The organism is Stenotrophomonas muris (genome assembly GCF_052751275.1).
The window spans coordinates 4,013,623-4,034,110 of sequence record NZ_CP199879.1; the positions used below are offsets into that span (position 1 = coordinate 4,013,623).

The following is a 20,488-nucleotide window of genomic DNA, read 5'->3' on the forward strand; positions in this document are numbered from 1 at the left end:
TGGAGCGAGGGCGGCAGTGTGGGTGGGTTGGTGAGCCCTGTCAACTTGATTGATTCCCATGTGGTTTACATCGGTTGACCGCCATGAATGGGCGCTACGGTGTAAGTTCATTGCTGCATACGGACGCGCGAGCACGTGCCATGAACAGCTACCAGTCCTACCCGATCCGCCGCGACGCGGTGCTGTGCAGCCTTGCCGAGCTGCCCGACGGCGGCCTGCGCGTGGTGCTGGATGATCTGCGCCAGTCCGACACGCCAGGGCAGTGGAAGAACCACGTCTTCGTGACCTTCAAGGACTACCCGGCAGGGCAGCTCGATCCGGCGACGTTGCCCAAGGAGGAGCTCGAGGCTTTCGGACACTATGTGCTGGTTCGCCTGTTGGCCATCAATGGCTGCCTGCGCGATACGGACGAGCGCTCCGACAACGATGCCCATCTCACTGACCTGGCGCGGCAGAACATCGCCGCGCTGACCAGCGAGGACATCGCCTCGATCGATGAGCAGCTGTTCTCCCTCTGCGACGGGCAGTTCCGAAAGATCGCCTACATTGTGGGCATGGCCATGTCGCTGCAGCCGAAGTGCCGATCGGGAATTCCCGATGTGTTCTATGCAGGGCGTGTACGCATGCTGGTGGAACGGGGCATGTTGCAGGCACAGGGCGACCTCACGCGGATGGGCTGTTGCGAAGTGCGCGTCCGGCAGTAGGCTTGCGCCCACCAGGACCTGGCTGGAACTGTGCTTACATCTACCTGCTGGAAGGACACATGCTGAAGTCCATCCAGAAGATGGCGGCAGCCGAGGCAATGAAAGAAGGATGCGCATGGAACCGGACACGATGCCGCAGGGCGGGAAGCTGCTGATACTCGATCTGGATGAGACGCTGGTGCATGCCAGCGAGCGTGAACTGGAGCGACCCGCGGATTTCCGCCTCGTCGGCTACCACGTCTACCTGCGGCCCCATCTGCAGGCATTCCTCGACTATGCCTTTGCCCATTTCACGGTGGGTGTGTGGACGTCGTCCGGGCAACTGTACGCCGAACCGCTGGTGGACCGGCTGATGCCGGGGCGTCCGCTGGCGTTCCTGTGGTCCGCGCCGCGGTGCAGCACGGCCCGTGATTGGGAAACCGGCGGTTACACCTCGCAGAAGCGGCTGGGCAAGCTGAAGCGCCACGGCTTCCGTTTGGAGCAGATGATCGGTATCGATGACACGCCCGGCAAGTACGCCAGAAACTACGGAAATCTGGTCGCGGTGCGTGAGTTCACCGGTGATCCGGCTGATGACGAGCTGGCCCATCTGCAGCTGTATCTGGAGTGGCTGCGGCAGCAGCCCAACGTGCGTGCGGTGGAGAAGCGCCGGTGGCGGGAGCGCCTGCAGGCATAGGTAGCTGCACAGGGCAGGTGCTATCGGCGAGCACCCGCACTCGCGCGTTTCACCGCATCCTGCAAGGCCTGCAGCCACAATAACCGCTGCCCAACGCAAGCGCTGGCGCGCAGACTGTGCCCCATGACCGATCTCCATCGCCTCCGCGGCCGCATCACCGCGCTGGTTCTCAGCGAGGCCTGGCGCCGCCGTGCCGCGCTCTGGGGCGGCGCGGTGGCCGTGGCGTTGGTGGCCATCCTGTTCGCCAAGGCCAGCGACGCGGCCTTCCATCTGTTCCAGCGCATCACCGCGCACTCGCCGTGGTGGGCCCTGCTGCTCACGCCGGGCATCTTCGCGCTGCTGGCCTGGTTGACCAGTGGCGTGCTGAAGCCCACGCGGGGCAGCGGCATTCCGCAGGTCATCGCTGCGTTGGACAAGCCCGATGAGCCATTCCGGAAGACCAATCTTTCGCCTGCGGTCTCAGCCGGCAAGCTGCTGCTGACCTCGTTGTCGCTGCTCGGCGGCGCGTCCGTCGGACGCGAAGGTCCCACGGTGCATGTGGGTGCCAGCCTGATGTACCTGTTCGGCCGCTGGTTCGGCTTCAAGGATCCTCGCGAGCTCTCGCACTTCCTGCTGGCCGGTGGTGCAGCGGGCATTGCCGCGGCGTTCAACACGCCGCTGGCTGGCATCGTATTCGCCATCGAGGAGCTCAGCGGCCGTTTCGAGCATCGCTTCTCCGGCACCCTGCTGACGGCGGTGATCGTCGGTGGCGTGGTGTCGCTGGGCCTGCTTGGCAACTACACCTACTTCGGCCATGTGAGCGCGCGGCTGCCGCTGGGGCAGGGCTGGCTGGCGATCCTGCTGTGCGGCGTGGTGGCCGGGCTGCTGGGCGGCCTGTTCGCGCGCGCGGTGCTGGCCAGTGCGGCGGGCCGCCCGCGTTGGCTGGGCCAGCTGCGCCAGCGGCATCCGGTGCTGCTGGCCGCAGGCTGCGGCCTGGCGGTGGTGGCACTGGCTTTGACGTTCGGCGACGGCGCGTTCGGCACCGGCTACGAGCAGGCGCGCAGCCTGGTGCAGGGGCAGGCGTTGGTCGGCCACGAGTTCGGGTTGATGAAGCTGCTGGCCAACCTGGCATCGTACGTGGCCGGCATACCCGGCGGCCTGTTCTCGCCCGCGTTGGCGGTCGGTGCGGGGCTGGGCCACAACCTGGCGGTGCTGATGCCGGGCGTGGATCCGCGCGCGTTCGTGCTGCTGGGCATGTGCGCGTACCTGACCGGCGTCACCCAGGCACCGCTGACCTCGGCGGTGATCTCGCTGGAGCTGACCGACAGCGGCGATCTGCTCCTGCCGATCCTGGCCACGGTGCTGATCGCGCGGGGCGTGTCCGGTCTGGTATGCCGGGTGCCGATCTATCGTGGGTTGGCGGAGGTGTTGACGGCGTCGGCCGTTGCATCAACCGGGCCTGGGCAGGGCGGACGCCTTTCCTGATCGGCAGCACCCTCTGCAGTTGCGGGCAGTCCCGACACTGCGATCGGTGCTTCGCCGATGGCCGCACATGGGCAGCGCGATGAAGCATGGGCAATGCGTATTGATCTCCTGCATTCGGCAACCCGTGTCTCCCGCGCACTGCTGGGTGTCCTGCTGCCACTGCGCTGCCTGGTCTGCGGCGATCCGGGCCATGATGATCTCGATCTGTGCCGCGCCTGCCTCGCCGGACTGCCCTGGGCCGGTCGCGCCTGCCTGCGGTGTGCACTGCCGTTGCCGGATGAGGCCCTGATCGTCTGCGGCAGCTGCCGCGAGGAAGCACCACCGCAGACGGCCACGCACGCCAGCCTGCTGTACCTGCCGCCGGTGGACCAGCTGCTGCTGCGCTACAAGTTCCATCAGGACCTGGCGGCCGGTCGCCTGCTGGCGCAGTTGATGCAGCGCGCACCACCGCCCTGGTCCTGCCCGCCGCTGGTGCCGGTGCCGCTGCACCGCCGGCGCCTGCGCCAGCGCGGCTACAACCAGGCTGCCGAGCTCTGCCGGCTGCTGCCGTTGCCGGTCTGGCAGGGGCTGTACCGGCGGCGGCACACCGCACCGCAGTCCGAACGCACGGCCGAACAGCGCAGGGAAAACCTGTTCGATGCGTTCGATGTCCACGGGCCGGTGCCCACGCATCTGACCGTGGTCGACGACGTGATGACCACCGGCAGCACGGTGATGGAAATCGCCGAAACCCTGCGCTGCGTGGGCGCCAGAGAGGTGCGGGTATGGGTGTGCGCGCGGGTGCCGTGATCGCTCCCTTCATCGCAACGGGCTAGGATGAACCCGGTTCCGGATCGAAGGAGTGACCATGAATTCCCCCTTGTCTCCCTTGTTGTCAGCGGTTGGCCGCAGCTGGTGGATCCTGCTGCTGTATGGCCTGGTCGCGCTCGGCTTCGGCATCATCGCCATCGGTTGGCCGCTGTCCGCAGCCATGGCATTGGCCTGGACGCTGGGCGTGATGGCCATCATCGAAGGGGTCATCAGCCTGTTCGCACTGATCAGTGGTGGCAGCGGCGCCTCGCGCGGCTGGCTGGCGCTGTATGCCATCGCTTCGCTGGGCTTCGGCATCCTGGCGGTGATCAACCCGCTGGCCACCGCCAGCGTGCTGGTGCTGTTCCTGGCGGCGTGGCTGCTGGTAGCCGGCATCTATCGCATCGTCTTCGCGATCCGCGTGCGCAAGCAGATCCAGGGCGAGTGGCTGCTGATCCTCAGTGGCGTGCTGGCGGTGGTGCTGGGGCTGCTGTTCGCGGCCAATCCACACGCAGGCGTGGCGGTGACCACGCTGTGGATCGGCATTGGCAGCCTGCTGTACGGGCTGCTGCAGGTGCTGGTGGCATTCAAGCTGCGGAAGCTGAAATGAGGGGCGCGCTTCCGCTCCTGCTGGGCGCGGCGCTGGTGCTGGCCGGATGCATGCCGGGTGCCACGCCCGGTGCGCTGGCAGGCAAGGATCATGCGCCGCGCGCCGGCGTGGATGTGTGCCTGAGCGCGGTCGATGCGGCTGGCAACGGCACTCCGGCGCACTGGCAAGGTGAAACCCTGGCCCTGCGCGAGCCGCCGATTGCCGGCAGTGCGGACATCGCCGATGTGCGCTACGTGCTGGACGATGCCAAGCAGCCAGGCCTGCAGATCCGCTATCGGCCAGAAGCGCATCAGCGCATCCACGATGGCACCTCGGCCCTGGTGGGCCAGCGCGCGGCGATCAGCGTGGACGGCCGCGTGCTGATGGTGGCGACGGTGAAAGGCCCCTTCGGGGAATCGATGATGCTGAGCGGGCTGCCGAGCATTGCCGAGGCACAGGCGCTGGCCAGGCACATCACCGGTCAGTGACGGGCGCGCCAACACCACCGCGCTACGCGCGGAGGTCGACCAAGGTCGACCGCTACCGTGCGAACCGTGCCTCGATCTCCTCCAGTGACTTGCCCTTGGTCTCCGGCAGCCAGAACGCGGCTACCAGGAAGAACACGAACGTGCACGCCGCCCAGAACAGGAACATGCTGGCGTAGCCGTAGTGGCCCACCGTGGGCAGGAAGATCGCCGCGATGGTGGTCGACACGAACTGGTTGATCAGCAGGGCGATGCTCATGCCGTTGGAGCGGATGCGATTGGGCATCAGTTCCGACAGTGCCAGCCACACGCAGACGCCGGGGCCGACCGCGAAGAACGCGACGAATACCAGGATGCAGGCGGCTACCGCCCAGCCATGCGCCGGCGGCGGCACCGGGCCGATGCGGGCCTGCTCGATGCGCAGCGGTGCCTGTGCGGCCTTGGCCGGGTCGGCGAACGGGTTCAGATGCAGCTTGCGGAAGAACGCGCCGATCACACTGTCCGGCTGCACGGTCCCGGCACGCTCGATGCGCAGCTCGCGGTCGGTCAGGCTGTCGCTGCGCAGGGCGCGCACATTGGTGAAGTCACCGTAGGCGTACGACACGGTCAGCTGCATCGGCCGGCCTTCGCTGTCGATGCCGGCGCCCAGGCGCTGCCACTGTGCGTCGTCCAGCACCAGCTGCAAGCCATCGGCGCTGACCGCCGCCTGCAGTTGCGGCTGCACGTCGGCGCGGCCACGCTCGGCCTGGAAGAACAGCGTGGCGGCGGCCAGCAGGGCCACGCAGATGCCGCCGCTGCCGAGCATCAGCAGGAACTTGCGGCCCTTGCGGTCGACCAGCAGCAGCGCGACCACGGTCATCACCGCGTTGAGCAGCTTGATCGCCACGTCGGCACCGTTGGCCACCGAGCCGGACAGGCCGGCCTGGTTGAGGATGTTCACCGCGTAGGCCAGCACCGAATTGATGCCGGTGGCCTGGGTGCAGGCCAGCACCACGCAGGCCAGCACGAACGGCACCACGTAGCGTCGGCTGAGCAGTGGGTCGCGCTTGCCGTCGCTGCTGCTCGATTCCGGCGCCTGGATCTGTGCAAGGGTGGGTTCCACGTCGGCAGCAGGCAGCACCCGCTGCAGGCTGCGGCGGGCATCATCGACGCGGCCGCGGCGCACCAGCCAGCGCGGCGATTCGGACAGCCAGAAGATGCCGGCACAGAACAGCAGGCCGGGCGCCAGACAACTCCAGAAGATGGTGCGCCAGGCCTGGTCCTTCACCGTGAACAGTTCCTGCGCCTGCTGCGCCAGTGGCAGCGAGCGCACGGCTTCGGCGGCGGCATCCACCGCATGTGCGTGGTACAGCCCGATCAGTGCCGCCAACACCAGGCCGATGGTCAGCAGCAGCTGGAACATCGCCGCACCGCGTCCACGCCGCTCGGGGCTGAGCACTTCGGCCAGGTACAGCGGAATCACCACGCCGATCAGGCCGCCACTGATGCCCTGCAGCAGCCGCCCGAGCAGCAGCGGCGTGTAGCCCGAGGCCAGCGCCATGATCGGAATCGACGCGGTGAACAGCAGGCCGGCCAGCAGCATCGCACCGCGGCGACCGATCAGGTCGGCGACCATGCCGGCGAACAGCGAGGACAGCACGCTGCCCAGCAGTACCGCCGCCACCACGAAGCCGAGTTGCTGGCTGCTGAGCTGCCAGGCGTGGCTGGCCGTTGCCTCCAGGTAGGGCAGGGCACCGGCGATGATGCCGATGTCGATGCCGTACAGCAGGCCGCCGAGGCCGCCGATGAAGAGCAGGTAGCGTACGGGCCAGCGCGGGGCGGTGCTTGCAGTCATCGGCAGTTCCTGTGGTAGCGCCGGGCCAGGCCCGGCGGCGGTTCGTCGCAGAGTGCATTCTGTAGAGCCGAGCCATGCTCGGCTGCTTTCCGTTCCGATATCGAGGTTCCCCATGCCGCGCTTCGCGCGGTGAGCCGAGCATGGCTCGGCTCTACAGGGAGCCCGCGCGGCATCCGGGCCGCATCGCTTGCGTCAGGTCAGATCGACCACGCGCCCACCAATGACCACCTGCTGCAGGCGCAGTTCGGCGTCCAGCACCACCAGGTCGGCGCGGGCGTCGGGCGCGATGCGGCCGCGATCGCCCAGGCCCAGATAGTCGGCCGGGAAGGTGGAAACCCGCTGCGAGGCGTCGGCCAGGTCCAGGCCGACGCGCACCAGGTTGCGCAGCGCCTGGTCCATGGTCAGTGCGCTGCCGGCCAGCGAACCCGTCGCCAGGCGCACGCAGCCGCCGCACTTGTGCACGCGCTGCTCGCCCAGCGCGTACTCGCCGTCGGGCATGCCGGTGGCGGCAGTCGCGTCGGTCACCGCGTACAGGCGCGGGATCGCGCGCGCGGCCAGCCGGATAACGCCGGGGTGGATGTGCTGTAGGTCGGGGATGATCTCGGCGTACTGCGCATGCGCCAGCGCCGCCGCCGCAATGCCCGGGCGATAGTGGTCAACGCCGGTCATGCCGTTGAACAGATGGGTGAAACCGGAGGCACCGGCCTGCAGCGCCGCCACGCCCTCCTCGTAGGTGCCGGCGCTGTGGCCCAGCTGCACGCGGATGCCCATCGCCGAAAGCGCGGGTATCAACGCGGTGTGCTCGCCGATCTCCGGCGCCAGCGTCATCACCCGGATCGGCGCCAGCGCGTGCAGCTGCTGCACCAGTGCCACCGTCGCCTCGATCGTACGATTGGGCTGTGCGCCCAGCCGCTGCGGGCTGATGAACGGTCCTTCCAGATGCACGCCGACGATGCTGGCGGCGTCGGTATCAGGCGCCGCCATTGCCGCAGCGACGCCGTGCAGCGCGTGCTCGATCTCGTCCAGCCCGGCGGTCATGGTGGTCGCCAGCAGCGTGGTGGTGCCGAAGCGCAGATGGGTGCGGGCGATGGTGCGTGCCACGTCGCCGCCCTGCATCAGGTCCACGCCGGCCGCGCCATGCACATGCAGGTCGACGAAGCCGGGCAGGATCACCGGCAGCTGCAGGTCGTCGGCGCCGCTGTGGTCGTCCACCTGCAGCCGGCGCACGCGTGAATCGAAGTGGACGTGCCCGCGCCGCCAGCCCAGCGGGGTGAGGATGCGGCCATGCAGGGTGCGGGTGTCGGTCATGCGGTGGGCTCGGCGATGATCACTTCGATGCCCAGCCGCTGCAGCCCTTCGCGGGTTGCATCGTCGATGCCGGCGTCGGTGATGATGGCGTGGATCTGGTCCAGCAGGGCGATGCGGTGCAGGCTGACGCGGCCGAACTTGGAGGCATCGGTCAGCACCACGATGCGGCGCGCACGCTCGACCATGCGGTGGTTGAGGCGGGCTTCGGCCTCGTCGTGGGTAGTCAGGCCGAACTGCAGGTCCAGGCCGTCCACGCCCAGGAACAGGGTGTCGAAGCTGTACGAGTTGAGGCTGGCTTCGGCCTGGCTGCCCTGCAGCGACAGCGACTGCTGGCGCAGCAGGCCACCTGTCAGCAGCACGGTGATGCCCGCGGCATTGGCCAGTTCCCAGGCGATGTTCAGGCCGTTGGTCATCACCGTCACGTCGCGATGCGCGCGCAGGTGGCGGGCCAGCGTCATCGTGGTCGAGCCGGAATCGATGATGATGTTGTCACCCGGCTGCACCAGGCGCGCAGCGCGCGCACCGATCGATTCCTTCAGTGGCAGGTTCAGCGCGTCCTTCTCATGGATGTCCTGTTCCTGCGGCGGCGTGCGCACCAGGGTCGCGCCGCCGTGGGTGCGGTTGGCCAGGCCCTGCGATTCGAAGTGGGTCAGGTCGGCACGGATCGTCACCGCCGACACGCCGAAGCGCTCGACCAGATCGGCCACCTGCACCGAGCCGTGCTCGATCAGCAGCTGCAGGATCTGTTGCCGGCGGGAGCGGGTGTTGCGCATGGCCATTCTCGGTTTCGCGGGAAAAGGTAGAGATTAGCCGTTCGCAGGAACGCCGGCAGCCGAACCTGCGTTCTGCGTGCGGGGTCCGGCCTGGTTGGCGCTGCAGGCACGGGCGTACTCACCCAGGCACAGGCCGATGCGGTGCTGCACCAGCGCGGTGGGGGTGTTGGCCAGGCTGCCTTCGCGCACGGCGCGGTACTGCTCCGGCAGGTACTGGCTGAGCAGCACCAGCGGCGGCGCATGCTGCTCCAGGTTGGCGAACAGGGTCTGCACCGCCTGTACCAGCGCCGGCTCGCCCCAGTAGTAGCGGCAGCGGTCGCTGAAGGAATAACGGCGCAGCAGGCGCAGCGCGGCGGCATCGCCCTGGTAGTAGGACTGCCAGTACTTCGGCTGCGCCACCATCACCTCGTCCAGCACCTGCGGTAGGTGCGAGCACTGTGCGGCCGGCAGCAGTTCGGCCTCGATCGCGGCCAGCGCGAACAGCGCCTCGCGGTAAGCGAAGGTGGCCGCCGGGCCGACCTTGAGGATGGCGAAGTGGTCGCGTACCAGCGCATGCAGGCCGCTTTCGCGCTGGTAGTCGGTGGAATGCGCTTCGAACACGATGCGCGGCTGCCGCTCGAGGAAGTCGGCCAGCGCATGGGCGGCGTCCGGGTTGTACTCATGCACGCTGCTGTGGTCGAAGTCCACGCCCGGCTGCACCACCATCGCGATCACGCGCTGCCACGCATCGCGCAGCTGTGGCGTGTCGAACGCCTGCTGGTGGATGGCCAGGGTCTGCGCGGCGGCAGCCGGCGTGGTCACCTGCAGGCCTTCGGCCAGCGAGGCTTCGCCGCCGGGAATCGGCACCTCGGTACCGATCACGTAGACCGGCGGCGGCAGGCCGTGTTCGGCGGCGGTGCGTTCGGCGATCTCGGCAAGCTCGGCCGAACGCGCAGCGACGATGGCATCGGGCAGCGGCACCGGGTCATCGGCGCAGGACATGCTGCAGTCGAGGTGGATCTTGTGGAAACCGGCGGCGACGTAGGCTTCGATCAGCACGCGCGCGTGGGTCATCGCTTCGGCCGCCGGGCGCTTCTGCCAGGCATTCGGGCCGAGATGGTCGCCGCCCAGGATCAGCCGTTCGCGTGGGAAGCCTTCCTCATCGGCCAGGGTGCCGACGTAATCGCGGTACTGCGGCGGGGTCATGCCGGTGTAGCCGCCGAACTGGTCGACCTGGTTGGAGGTGGCCTCGACCAGCAGCACGGTGCCATGTGCCTGTGCCACGTGCATGGCCGCGCGCAGCACCTGCTCGTTGCTGCAGCAGACGCTGTACAGGCCGACATTGGCACCGGCGCGGTGGGAAGCAAGCAGGGTCTGCAACGGGGACATGGTCAGGCTCCGGACATCAGGAAAACGAGGGTTGGCAGGCGAGCAGGGCGGCACCACGTGCGCCACCGGCATCGCCGAAGCGTGGCGGCACGATCGGTGGCACCTGCACACCCTTGAACAGGTGGGCGGCGATGGCGGCGGGCAGGTGCTGGTACAGCGGCGCGTACTGCGAAAGGCCGCCGCCGAGCACGATCACGTGCGGGTCCAGCGCCAGCACCAGCGCGGCCAGGCTGTGGCCGAGCAGGTCGCGATGGATGTCCAGCGCCTTGCGCGCGCGGGCATCACCGGCTTCGGCCAGGGCGATCACCGCGCTGGCGTCGGCGGCGCTGCCACCAAGGTGGCGCTCGATCATCGCCACGCCACTGCCGGACACATAACGCTCCACGCAGCCCTGCAGGCCGCAGGCGCAGTCGATCAGCGGCAGGCCGTGGCGCTGCAGCAGATGACCGGGCACGCTCCAGTGGCCCCATTCGCCGGCCAGCCCGTTGAAACCGGTCAGCAGGCGGCCCTGCACGCAGAAACCACCGCCAGCACCGGTGCCGAGGATGGCGCCGAACATGCTGGGGTAGCCGTCGGCGGCACCGCCGTGTGCTTCAGACAGGGCAAAACACTGCAGGTCGTTGCCGAAATGCAGCGGGCGTTGCAGCCGCGCCTGCAGGTCCGCGGCCACGCTGTGGCCGGTCAACGCAGGCACGTTCGCGCTGAGCTGGCGGCCGCTGCGGCGGTCGCGCACGCCGGGCAGGGCGATGCCGATCGCCGCATCACTGCGGCCCAGTGCGGCATCGGCCTCGGCGACCAGCGCCACGACTGCCTGCAGGAAACCGTCGTAGTCACCCTGTGGGGTGGCCACGCGGCGGCGCCAGGTAACCTGCATCGCCACATCGCACGCCACCAGCTCGATCTTGGTGCCGCCGATGTCGATGCCGTAGCAGGCGTGGGCGATCAGCTCAGCCATGGTGGATGGTGACGCCCTTGACGACGCGGTTGACGGTGCCGTCCGGGAACGGGTTGTCCGGGGTCAGGCCCAGCGCGGCCGAGCGCTGTAGTGCGAACAGCTGCGCAAAGCCCAGCCACACCGGTGCCAGCCACGGATCGTCCAGTGCCGGCACGGTGAGGGTGTATTCGTCGTCGGCGCCGATGTCCGAATGCGGACCGATCGCCAGCACCTGGCCGGCCACGCCGTCGCGGCGCAGTTCTTCCAGCAGGTCCTGTTCGTAGCGGCGCGCCAGCGGCTGCACGCTGCGCAGCACCACCACCAGGGTGTTGCCATCCAGCGTCGACTTCGGGCCATGACGGAAGCCCAGGGGTGTGTTGGCCAGCGCCAGCACGCGGCCAGCGGTGAGCTCCAGCACCTTCAGCGCGCACTCGCGTGCCAGTGCTTCCAGCGGGCCGCTGCCGAGGTAGATGATGCGGTTGAACGGGCGCTGCGCCAGTGTCGCCACCGGTGCATCCCACTGCGCCAGGCCTTCGCGGGCCAGTGCGGCGATCTGCTTCAGGCGCGTCACGCGCGCATCCCACGGCGAACGATCGAACACGGTCAGCGCGGCCAGCAGCATGCAGGTCAGGCTGCTGGTCATGGCGAAGGCGCGGTCGCAGCTGGCCGACGGCATCAGCAGGGTGCAGGTGTCGGCACGGCCGGCGCCACGGCGGGCCAGCTCGCCATCGGCGTTGCAGGTGATGTCGAGGAAGCGCGCGTCATCCACGTCGCTGCGCACGCGGTCCACCGCCGCCACGCTCTCCGGGCTGGAGCCACTGCGGCCGAACGAGACCAGCAGGGTCGGACGGTCGCGCTGCAGGTACAGCGCCGGGTGGGTCAGCAGGCTGGTGGTGTGCACCACGCGCACCTCGGCGGGCCATTGCGCGTTGATCGCGTCGGCCACCATTTCGGCGATGAAGCCGGAGCTGCCGGCGCCGGTGAACAGCACGCGCTGGTTGGGATCGTTGAGGCTGTCGCCGAGGAAGGCCTGCAGGCGGTCGCGGGCACGCGACAGGTCCTGTGCGAGGGCGTCCCACAGCGCAGGCTGCTGGGCGATTTCGGTAGCGGTATCGGCTCCGCCAAGGCGCTGCCAGGCGGACACATCGGAAAGCAGGGTGACGTCCATTCGGAGGTTCCAGTTGGGCCAGCGCACCATCTGCGTTTTCTTTCGAAATGTCAAACATCGAAAGTAAAAAGAAAGAAAAAAGGTGGGTGGCTTTGCCCTGTGCGCAATGCCGGGAAAAACGAAAGGACCCACTGAATGCCGTATCGCACAATGCTTAACAGGCACCTGCAAGCGCTTACACAAAGTATTGCGGCGCAACAACTTTCGTTTCAACGGAATATATCTTCCTTTTTCCTTTCAATTTGTTGACATCTTTCGAATCGCTGCCCTAGAGTCGGCCCAATCGCTTTCGAAACGCCCGGTGAACGGGTTGGGAGTCCGCGTGGAAAACTGCGTTCGTCGCTCGCCGCTGATGCTGGCCCTGGTGCCGGCCTTGATGCTGGCGTCCATGACGGCCCGCGCCGAGCCGGTCGGCAACCTGCGTACGGTCAGCGCCAGCGCCAGCCGCGACGGCGTGCAGGGCTGGGACCTGCAGACCGACAAGGGCGCGCGCATCCGCATTGAACTGCCGGCGACCGACATCATCCGCGTGCAGGCCGGCCGCAACGGCACGTTGACCGGCGCCGGCGACAAGGCCGCGCCGATCGTGCTGCCGCAGCCCAAGGCGAGCGTGCAGGCGCAGCTGGAAGAAGACGCACAGGAAATCCGCGTGCGTACCGAGGCACTGGTACTGCATGTACAGCGGCAGCCGCTGCGCCTGCGCCTGGAACGGCTGGACAATGGCCAGCCCACCGCGCTGTGGCAGGAACTGCAACCGCTGGACCTGGATGCCACGCAGAGCGTGCAGGTGCTGTCCTCGCAGGCCGATGAGGGCTACTTCGGTGGTGGCCAGCAGAACGGCCGTTACCAGTTCAAGGGCCGCGAGCTGGAGGTGTCCTATTCCGGTGGCTGGGAAGAAGGTGATCGGCCGAGCCCGGCGCCGATGCTGCTGAGCAGCCGTGGCTGGGGCATGCTGCGCAATACATGGAGCGATGGCAGCTACGACCTGCGCCAGAGCGACCAGGCCACGCTGCTGCATCGCGAAGACCGCTTCGATGCGTACTACTTCGTGGGCGCCGACCTGCCCAAGCTGATCGAACGCTACACCCAGCTGACCGGCCGCCCCAACATGGTCGCGCGCTGGGCGCTGTCCTACGGCGATGCCGATTGCTACAACGACGGCGACAACAGCAGGAAGCCCGGCACCGTGCCCGAAGGCTGGAGCGACGGCCCGACCGGCACCACGCCCGATGTGATCGACAGCGTGGCCAAGCAGTACCGCGCCCACGACATGCCCGGTGGCTGGATTCTGCCCAACGATGGCTACGGCTGCGGCTACAAGCAGCTGCCGGAAACGGTGAAGGGGCTGGCCGGCTACGGCTTCCGCACCGGCCTGTGGACCGAGAACGGCGTCGACAAGATCGCGTGGGAAGTGGGCAAGGCCGGCAGCCGCGTGCAGAAGCTGGACGTGGCCTGGACCGGCAAGGGCTACCAGTTCGCGATGGACGCCAACCGCCAGGCATTCAACGGCATCCTCGACAATTCCGATTCGCGCCCGTTCCTGTGGACAGTGATGGGCTGGGCCGGCATCCAGCGCTACGCGGTGGCATGGACCGGCGACCAGAGCAGCAGCTGGGATTACATCCGCTGGCACGTGCCGACCCTGGTCGGTTCGGGCCTGTCCGGCATGGCCTACGCCAGCGGCGATGTGGATGCGATCTTCGGCGGAAGCGCCGAGACCTTCACCCGCGACCTGCAGTGGAAGGCGTTCACGCCGGTGCTGATGGGCATGAGCGGCTGGTCGTCGAACGCGCGCAAGCACCCGTGGTGGTACGACGAGCCCTACCGCAGCATCAACCGCGACTACCTGAAGTTGAAGATGCGCCTGACGCCATACATGTATGGGCTGGTGCACGAGGCCGCGCAGACCGGTGCACCGCCGGTGCGTGGCCTTATGTGGGACAACCCGCGCGATCCGCATGCGCAGGATGAAACCTACAAGTACCAGTTCCTGCTCGGCCGCGACCTGCTGGTGGCGCCGGTGTACCGCAGCCAGGCCGCCAGCCGTGGCTGGCGCCGCGACATCCACCTGCCGGCCGGCGGCTGGATCGACTACTGGGATGGCCGTCGCGTGCAGGCCGCCGCCGATGGCCGCCAGCTCGACCGCCAGGTGGACCTGGCCACGCTGCCGGTGTTCGTGCGTGCCGGTGCGATCCTGCCGATGTACCCGTCGATGCTGTTCGATGGCGAAAAACCGCTCGATGAAGTGACCTTCGACCTGTACCCGCAGGGCGACTCGCAGTACACGTTGTACGAAGACGATGGCAACACGCGCCGCTACCAGCAGGGCGAGTCGAGCACGCAGGTAATCCGCGTGCAGGCGCCGGCGCAGGGCAGTGGCCCGGTGCAGGTGCAGATCGACGCCGTGCAGGGCCAGTACAACGGCCAGCTGGCGCAGCGCCGCTACGGCCTGCGCGTACTCAGCCGGCAGGCACCACGTGCGGTGCAGGCCGGTGGCCGCGCGCTGCCGGCGCTGGCCGATGCTGCCGCCTTCAACAGCGCCAACGAGGGCTGGTACTTCGATGCCAAGGACCGCCGCGGCACCGTGCATGTGCGCACTGCCACCCAGGACATCCGCCAGCCACTGCAGCTGCAGCTGGACTTCGCAGTCGCTGCCGCAGCCACCGATGATGCCTATCCGGCCGCACCGGGGCTGGGCCGCGAACTGCCGGCCGACAGCCTGCTGGTGGTCAACCGCCCGGCCGAAGAGCCTGGCCATGCGTTGGAAAATGCTTTCGACGACGATCCGGCCACCTGGTTCCGCAGCGTGCGCAACCAGGCCGTGCGCACCGGCGCCCACGAGTGGGTGATCGGCTTCGGCGAGCGGAAGATGATCGATGGCATCGACATCGCGCCACGCAATGACAAGAACTGGAAGCACGGGCAGGTACGTGACTATGAGGTCTACCTGGGCGACAGCAACGGTGAGTGGGGCGAGCCGATCGCCCGTGGCCGCCTGCAGTTGAAGGAAGGCGTGCAGCGCATCGACTTCCCGGCCCACGCCGGCCGCCTGCTGCGCTTCCGCGTGCTGAGCGTGCAGAACCCCGAAGGCGACGGCGCCAGCAGCACCGACCCGATGGTCACCGCCGCACAGGGCAGCGCCCGCGCGTTCGATGCACTGCAGCCGCGCGATGTTGGCCCGATCGCCCTGTCCACCTTCCACATTCTCGAACACCAGGAACCGGAGCGACCGGCCCGGCAGCGCTATCTCTCCGAGCTGCCGGTGCCGGCCGCGCTGGCCAGCCAGCTGCGTACCGACCAGTCCTTCCGTGGCGACGCCGGCATGCGCATGAACGGCCTGCAGTTCCGCCGTGGCCTGGGGGTCGGCGCCAGCAGCCGCATCGACCTGCGCCTGCAGGGCGGCTGGCACCTGCTGCGTGCCGACCTCGGCATCGACGACGCCTGCCGCAACGCCGGCGGCCTGCAGTTCCAGGTATGGGGCGACAACCGCCTGCTGTACGACAGCGGCCTGGTGAAGGCGCCCGGCGTGGTCAAGCCGGAGCTGGACATCCGTGGCCTTTCCACCCTGAGCCTGCGCACGCTGGGTGCGCAGGGCAGCCAACCCGCCCAGGTCTGTGCCAACTGGGCCAACGCCGTACTGATCGGCCAGGAGGGCGACTCCGCCAGCATCGTCGCCCCATGACCCCCACGTAACACCGCTCCTCCCCCGCCCCATCCCGACTACGGCCCTCATGGCCGTGGCCCGGGAGCGTTTTGCCCGCCGAACGCCCACGCGCTCACTCAGTTGCGCCGCACCCTTGCCAGGAGAGAACCCCGATGTTGCCCGCCCGCCACCACCGCCCCCCCTGCCGCCCGATCGCTCCGCTGACGCTGGCCATTGCCGGCGCGCTGTTCTCGCTTGCCGCTCCTGCCTTCGCCCAGGAGAGCAAGGACAACGCCACCGACCTGGCCCGCATCGAGGTCACCGGCTCCAACATCCGCCGCACCGACGTTGAAACCGCCTCGCCGGTGCAGGTGATCAGCAAGCAGGACATCCAGAACATGGGTGCGCGCACGCTGCTGCAGGTGCTCGACAACCTGCCGGCCGCACGCCCTGCGCAGCAGGATGCGCGCTCGCTGTTCACCGGTTCCGATGGTGCCTCGCAGGCCAACCTGCGCGGGCTCGGCGCACAGGGCACGCTGGTGCTGCTGAACGGTCGCCGCCTGTCGTACTACGGTGCGCCGGCCGGCTTCCAGACCCAGTTCGTCAACATCGATGCGATCCCGGCGGCGGCCATCGAGCGCATGGAAGTGCTGACCGACGGCGCGTCGGCCGTGTACGGTACCGACGCGGTGGCCGGCGTGATCAACGTGATCACCAAGCGCAACTTCCAGGGTGCCGAGATCAGCTTCACCAACGACACCTCCTCGCGCATCGACTCCTATGGCGAACGCCAGGCCAGCATCACCGCCGGCTTCGGCGACCTGGCCGAGAACCGCTTCAACATCTACGGCGCGGTGAACATGTACCGCCGCGACGCGATTCCGCTGAGCGATTTCTACGACAAGCGTCCGGACCAGTACTACGTCAACAACCCGAACTACCTCAACAACCTGCGCCTGGGCGTGGGCAGCAAGCCGGGCGAGTTCAACCCGGGCACCTACTTCGCCTTCGATCCGGTCACCGGCCGCCGCGTGCAGGAAGCTGCGCCGGGCTGCAGGAACGTGCTGACCAGTGAAGCGGCCGGTCCGCGTTGCGTCTGGGAAACCTGGATGAACAACGAGATCGACGCCGGTGCCAAGTCCGAGCGCAACACCGCCTACCTCAACGGCACCTTCCTGGTGGGTGACAGCACCGAGATCTTCGCCGAGGCGACCTACACCGACATCGACCTGCGCGCCAACGGTGGCACGCCGCGCACCTACGGCACCACCACCGGCAACCCGACCAGCTGGTTCTCGCGCAATACCGGCAACACCGTCAACCAGTTCCTGTACCCGTTCCTGGGCCCCAACAACGAATACAACCATGCCAGTCCGCAGTTGAAGGCGATGATGGGCGGGGTGGTCGGCCTGAACTACCTGCTGCAGGATGCCGGTCCGAACTACTTCGGCCAGCGCAACACCGACAAGAGCTACCGGGTGCTGGCCGGCGCACGTGGCAATGTGGGTGACTGGAACTGGGAAACCGCCTTCGCCAGCGCGGGTACCCACTCCACCACCTACCAGACGATCAACGTCAACACCAAGGGCTTCGAAAAGGCGTTCGGCCCGTACACGATCGATCCGGGCACCGGTCGGGTGATCATCTCCGACCATCCGGCGTACAAGTTCGGCGAGATCAGCGAAGCCAACGCCGCGTTGATCCGTGAAGCGTTCCCGACCTTCGACATCCAGTCGTGGACCCGCCTGCATACCCTGGACGGCAAGATCGAAGGACCGCTGTTCCAGCTGCCGGCCGGCGAGATGCGCGCCGCGTTCGGTTTCAACGCCAGCCGTGAGACCTTCTACACCCCGGGCAACGCCGATGCGGCCAATGGCCTGATCACCCAGCAGGGCGGCTCGTGGTTCGACGGCAAGCGCAACACCTACGCGCTGTTCGCCGAGACCGTGGCGCCGATCACCGACAAGCTGGAACTGGATGCGGCGGTGCGCGTGGACAAGTACCCGAACTTCAGCGCCAACATCGCGCCGAAGATCGGCTTCAAGTACCAGGCGTTCGATCAGCTGATGCTGCGCGGCACCTATTCCACCGGCTTCCGCGCACCGAGCCTGGCCGAGTCCGGCAACGGCGGCGTGTTCGCCCAGCTCGGTGGCTTCCGTGACGAACTGCGCTGCGGCGAGACCAACGCCATCGCCAACCTGCTGCTGAAGTCGCAGCGGCCGGGTGACGTCGACCTCGGCAAGACCCTGCTGAACGTCGACTGCAGCCGCACCGTGGCGCGCATGACCCAGCCGAACAAGGACCTGAAGCCGGAGAAGGCGAAGATCGCCACCCTCGGCTTCGTCTACGAGCCGGCCAGCTGGCTGTCGGTGTCGGCCGACTACTGGTTCATCTACCGCAACAATGAAATCGTCGCGCCGGACTATCGCCGCATGGAAGACATCATCTCGATGTCGCGCTCGCCGATCACCGATAGTGACCGCGCCAACCTGGCGCAGCTGGCGGCGATGTGCGCCGATCCGGCCAGCGGTGTGAGCTGCCCGGCGAACCTGCCGGGCTACTCCGCCGGCAACGTGGCCAGCGTGGTGGGCCAGTACAAGAACCGCGGCAAGACCCTGATCGACGGCTTCGACATCGACGCGCGCAGCCGCTTCTCGCTGGGCGACTGGGGCAACCTGAACATCGGCCTGGCCGCCACCATCGCCAACCGCAACCGCTTCTACATGGACGCCGAGAACGGCTGGTACTACGGCGACGTGGTGGGTTATTACAACAATCCGCGCCTGCGCGCCACGCTCAATGCCGACTGGACCTACAAGCAGGTGACCACCAGCATGTTCGTCAATTACGTGGGCGGCACCAAGTGGGCCACCGACCAGATCGACGAAGAGAGCAACAACAAGGAAACCTGCACCGGCGGCTACCTGGCCCTGCAGAAGAGCAAGTGCGATGGTGCACCGTCGTGGTGGACCGCCAACATGAGCGTCACCTGGCGCCCGGACGATGCGTGGAACCTGAGCTTCACCGTCAAGAACCTGTTCAACCGCCTGCCGTTCTACGATCCGAACAGCTTCCTGGGTGACTCCAGTGACTACGCAACCATCTTCGGTCGTGGTTACAGTGTGACCATCGGCTACCGGTTCAAGTAATTCCGTTTGCGTGACCTGGCGTGCCGGCTGCGGCCGGCACGCTGCCAAGAGGAGAGATGTTTGCCATGAAGCGTAGGGAATTCATCGCGGCCAGTGCCGCTGTCGCCGCCAGCAGCCTGCTGCCGCAGACCCCGGCATGGGCACGCGGGCGCAAGGTGCGCCTGGCGATGATCGGTACCGGCATGCGCGGGCTGGTGCTGCTGAAGGAGCTGGTACGTCGCGACGACGTCGAAGTGGTTGCCCTGTGCGACATCGAGCCGATCATGCTGGGCCGTGCCACAGAGATGGTGGCGAAGGCCGGCAAGCCCGCGCCGAAGACCTATGGCCAGGATCGTGATACCAACGCGTGGAAGCGCCTGCTGGAACAGAAGGGCATCGATGGCGTGATCATCGCCACGCCGTGGGAATACCACGCACCGATGGCGATTGCCGCGATGCAGGCCGGCGTGGCCGTCGGCTGCGAAGTGGTGGCCGGCATCACCCTGCAGGACCACTGGGACGTGCTGAAGACCCAGCTGAGTACCGGCACCCCGTACATGCTGCTGGAGAACGTCTGCTACCGTCGCGACGTGATGGCGGCGTTGCAGATGGTGCGCCAGGGGCTGTTCGGCGAGCTGGTGCATCTGCAGGCCGGCTACCAGCACGACCTGCGCGGCGTGAAGTTCAATTCCGGCGACCCGAACCAGCCCTACGACAGCGGCGTGGAGTTCGGTCCCAAGGGCTGGAGCGAAGCACGCTGGCGCACCGAGCATTCGGTGGAGCGCAACGGCGAGTTGTATCCCAGCCACGGCATCGGCCCATGCGCGATGTACACCGGCATCAACCGTGGCAACCGCTTCACTCACATCAACGCCTTCGCGACCAAGGCGCGTGGCCTGCACGAATACACCGTGGCCAAGAGTGGCGGCACCACCCACCCCAGCACCAAGGTGAAGTTCAAGCTGGGCGACATCGTCACCACCACGCTGGCCTGCGAGAACGGCGAGACCATCCTGCTGCAGCACGACACCTCGCTGCCGCGCCCGTACTCGATGGGCTTCCGCGTGCAGGGCACCAAGGGCCTGTGGATGGACGTCAACCATTCGATCCACATCGAAGGCCGCAGCCCGCCGCACCAGTGGGAGGAGTTCAAGAAGTACCAGGATGAGTACGAACACCCGCTGTGGAAGCAGAATGCCGACACCGCCGCCAGCGCCGGCCACGGTGGCATGGACTGGTTCGTCATCCATGCATTTGTTGAAGCACTGAAGGCCAAGGCACCGATGCCGATCGACATCTACGACGCGGTGACCTGGAGTGCGATCACCCCGTTGAGCGAGCAGTCGATCGCCAACAGCTTCCAGACGCTGGAGTTCCCGGACTTTACTGCTGGTGCGTGGAAGACGCGCAAGCCGATCTTCGCGTTCGACGGGAAGTATTGAGGTTTACACCCTTCCACGCTGTGACGGAGACGCCGGGCACTGCCCGGTGTTTCTGTTTCTGGAAGCATTCGTCTTGTAGAGCCGAGCCCACGCCCGGCTGCTTGTTCGGTCGGTCGCTCGCTTTATCAGAAAACTCTGAAATCCGACCCACTCCACAGTTTCTGACTTGAATGTGTAAACCAC

At 67.4% G+C, this 20,488-nt stretch carries 15 protein-coding genes; 9 read left to right on the plus strand and 6 right to left on the minus strand.

The features are described 5' to 3' along the window. Positions 1–83 precede the first annotated feature (83 nt). The 6 genes from ACUVWL_RS18585 (at position 84) to ACUVWL_RS18610 (ending at position 4,710) form a co-directional block, all read left to right on the plus strand. Positions 84–704 (plus strand): DUF3658 domain-containing protein, encoded by a 621-nt coding sequence (locus ACUVWL_RS18585; protein ID WP_445978649.1) that lies wholly within the window; start codon positions 84–86, stop codon positions 702–704. Between the two features lie 115 nt (positions 705–819). Beyond that, positions 820–1,380 (plus strand): HAD family hydrolase, encoded by a 561-nt coding sequence (locus tag ACUVWL_RS18590; RefSeq protein ID WP_197607933.1) that lies wholly within the window; start codon positions 820–822, stop codon positions 1,378–1,380. Between the two features lie 123 nt (positions 1,381–1,503). Further along, positions 1,504–2,844, plus strand: coding sequence for a chloride channel protein (locus ACUVWL_RS18595; protein ID WP_014648760.1), 1,341 nt, complete (start codon positions 1,504–1,506; stop codon positions 2,842–2,844). A 93-nt stretch (positions 2,845–2,937) separates the two neighbouring features. Then, on the plus strand, positions 2,938–3,633 hold the full coding sequence (locus ACUVWL_RS18600) for a ComF family protein (protein ID WP_049442014.1): 696 nt from the start codon (positions 2,938–2,940) through the stop codon (positions 3,631–3,633). A gap of 58 nt (positions 3,634–3,691) precedes the next feature. After that, positions 3,692–4,243 (plus strand): HdeD family acid-resistance protein, encoded by a 552-nt coding sequence (locus tag ACUVWL_RS18605; RefSeq protein ID WP_126411479.1) that lies wholly within the window; start codon positions 3,692–3,694, stop codon positions 4,241–4,243. Further along, positions 4,240–4,710: a SecDF P1 head subdomain-containing protein gene (locus ACUVWL_RS18610; protein WP_126411478.1), complete on the plus strand. Its 471-nt coding sequence runs from the start codon at positions 4,240–4,242 to the stop codon at positions 4,708–4,710. The genes ACUVWL_RS18605 and ACUVWL_RS18610 overlap by 4 nt, the downstream gene beginning before the upstream one ends. Positions 4,711–4,762: 52 nt before the next feature. On the opposite strand, the gene ACUVWL_RS18615 is transcribed toward ACUVWL_RS18610, so the two are convergent. From ACUVWL_RS18615 to ACUVWL_RS18640, 6 genes are all read right to left on the minus strand, one after another. Then, positions 4,763–6,541 (minus strand): MFS transporter, encoded by a 1,779-nt coding sequence (locus ACUVWL_RS18615; RefSeq protein WP_049442013.1) that lies wholly within the window; start codon positions 6,539–6,541, stop codon positions 4,763–4,765. A 192-nt stretch (positions 6,542–6,733) separates the two neighbouring features. Continuing rightward, entirely contained in the window at positions 6,734–7,849 is a 1,116-nt protein-coding gene (gene nagA, locus ACUVWL_RS18620) for an N-acetylglucosamine-6-phosphate deacetylase (protein ID WP_046433040.1), read from the minus strand. Next, positions 7,846–8,622 (minus strand): DeoR family transcriptional regulator, encoded by a 777-nt coding sequence (locus ACUVWL_RS18625; RefSeq protein WP_014038836.1) that lies wholly within the window; start codon positions 8,620–8,622, stop codon positions 7,846–7,848. The genes nagA and ACUVWL_RS18625 overlap by 4 nt, the downstream gene beginning before the upstream one ends. Positions 8,623–8,655: 33 nt before the next feature. Continuing rightward, a complete protein-coding gene (locus ACUVWL_RS18630; protein WP_014648754.1) occupies positions 8,656–9,990 on the minus strand; it encodes a D-tagatose-bisphosphate aldolase, class II, non-catalytic subunit in 1,335 nt (444 codons plus the stop codon). A gap of 16 nt (positions 9,991–10,006) precedes the next feature. Then, positions 10,007–10,945: an ROK family protein gene (locus tag ACUVWL_RS18635; protein ID WP_046433033.1), complete on the minus strand. Its 939-nt coding sequence runs from the start codon at positions 10,943–10,945 to the stop codon at positions 10,007–10,009. Beyond that, complete coding sequence (locus ACUVWL_RS18640; protein ID WP_046433031.1) at positions 10,938–12,092, minus strand: SIS domain-containing protein; 1,155 nt, start codon at positions 12,090–12,092, stop codon at positions 10,938–10,940. The genes ACUVWL_RS18635 and ACUVWL_RS18640 overlap by 8 nt, the downstream gene beginning before the upstream one ends. Positions 12,093–12,414: 322 nt before the next feature. Between ACUVWL_RS18640 and ACUVWL_RS18645 the strand changes: the two genes are divergently transcribed. From ACUVWL_RS18645 to ACUVWL_RS18655, 3 genes are all read left to right on the plus strand, one after another. After that, entirely contained in the window at positions 12,415–15,774 is a 3,360-nt protein-coding gene (locus tag ACUVWL_RS18645) for a TIM-barrel domain-containing protein (RefSeq protein WP_445978650.1), read from the plus strand. Between the two features lie 134 nt (positions 15,775–15,908). Continuing rightward, on the plus strand, positions 15,909–18,884 hold the full coding sequence (locus ACUVWL_RS18650; RefSeq protein ID WP_445978651.1) for a TonB-dependent receptor domain-containing protein: 2,976 nt from the start codon (positions 15,909–15,911) through the stop codon (positions 18,882–18,884). A 65-nt stretch (positions 18,885–18,949) separates the two neighbouring features. Further along, positions 18,950–20,305, plus strand: a complete 1,356-nt coding sequence (locus tag ACUVWL_RS18655) for a Gfo/Idh/MocA family oxidoreductase (RefSeq protein WP_206621337.1) — start codon at positions 18,950–18,952, stop codon at positions 20,303–20,305. The last annotated feature ends 183 nt before the right edge of the window (positions 20,306–20,488 follow it).

What these genes read in the sequence shown, in the direction of transcription:
- ACUVWL_RS18625 (WP_014038836.1), bottom strand. Translation starts at nt 8,622, where the DNA reads ATGCGCAACACCCGCTCCCGCCGGCAACAGATCCTGCAGCTGCTGATC.
- ACUVWL_RS18630 (WP_014648754.1), bottom strand. Translation starts at nt 9,990, where the DNA reads ATGTCCCCGTTGCAGACCCTGCTTGCTTCCCACCGCGCCGGTGCCAAT.
- ACUVWL_RS18640 (WP_046433031.1), bottom strand. Translation starts at nt 12,092, where the DNA reads ATGGACGTCACCCTGCTTTCCGATGTGTCCGCCTGGCAGCGCCTTGGC.
- nagA (WP_046433040.1), bottom strand. Translation starts at nt 7,849, where the DNA reads ATGACCGACACCCGCACCCTGCATGGCCGCATCCTCACCCCGCTGGGC.
- ACUVWL_RS18615 (WP_049442013.1), bottom strand. Translation starts at nt 6,541, where the DNA reads ATGACTGCAAGCACCGCCCCGCGCTGGCCCGTACGCTACCTGCTCTTC.
- ACUVWL_RS18650 (WP_445978651.1), top strand. Translation starts at nt 15,909, where the DNA reads ATGTTGCCCGCCCGCCACCACCGCCCCCCCTGCCGCCCGATCGCTCCG.
- ACUVWL_RS18585 (WP_445978649.1), top strand. Translation starts at nt 84, where the DNA reads ATGAATGGGCGCTACGGTGTAAGTTCATTGCTGCATACGGACGCGCGA.
- ACUVWL_RS18610 (WP_126411478.1), top strand. Translation starts at nt 4,240, where the DNA reads ATGAGGGGCGCGCTTCCGCTCCTGCTGGGCGCGGCGCTGGTGCTGGCC.
- ACUVWL_RS18590 (WP_197607933.1), top strand. Translation starts at nt 820, where the DNA reads ATGGAACCGGACACGATGCCGCAGGGCGGGAAGCTGCTGATACTCGAT.
- ACUVWL_RS18595 (WP_014648760.1), top strand. Translation starts at nt 1,504, where the DNA reads ATGACCGATCTCCATCGCCTCCGCGGCCGCATCACCGCGCTGGTTCTC.
- ACUVWL_RS18605 (WP_126411479.1), top strand. Translation starts at nt 3,692, where the DNA reads ATGAATTCCCCCTTGTCTCCCTTGTTGTCAGCGGTTGGCCGCAGCTGG.
- ACUVWL_RS18635 (WP_046433033.1), bottom strand. Translation starts at nt 10,945, where the DNA reads ATGGCTGAGCTGATCGCCCACGCCTGCTACGGCATCGACATCGGCGGC.
- ACUVWL_RS18655 (WP_206621337.1), top strand. Translation starts at nt 18,950, where the DNA reads ATGAAGCGTAGGGAATTCATCGCGGCCAGTGCCGCTGTCGCCGCCAGC.
- ACUVWL_RS18600 (WP_049442014.1), top strand. Translation starts at nt 2,938, where the DNA reads ATGCGTATTGATCTCCTGCATTCGGCAACCCGTGTCTCCCGCGCACTG.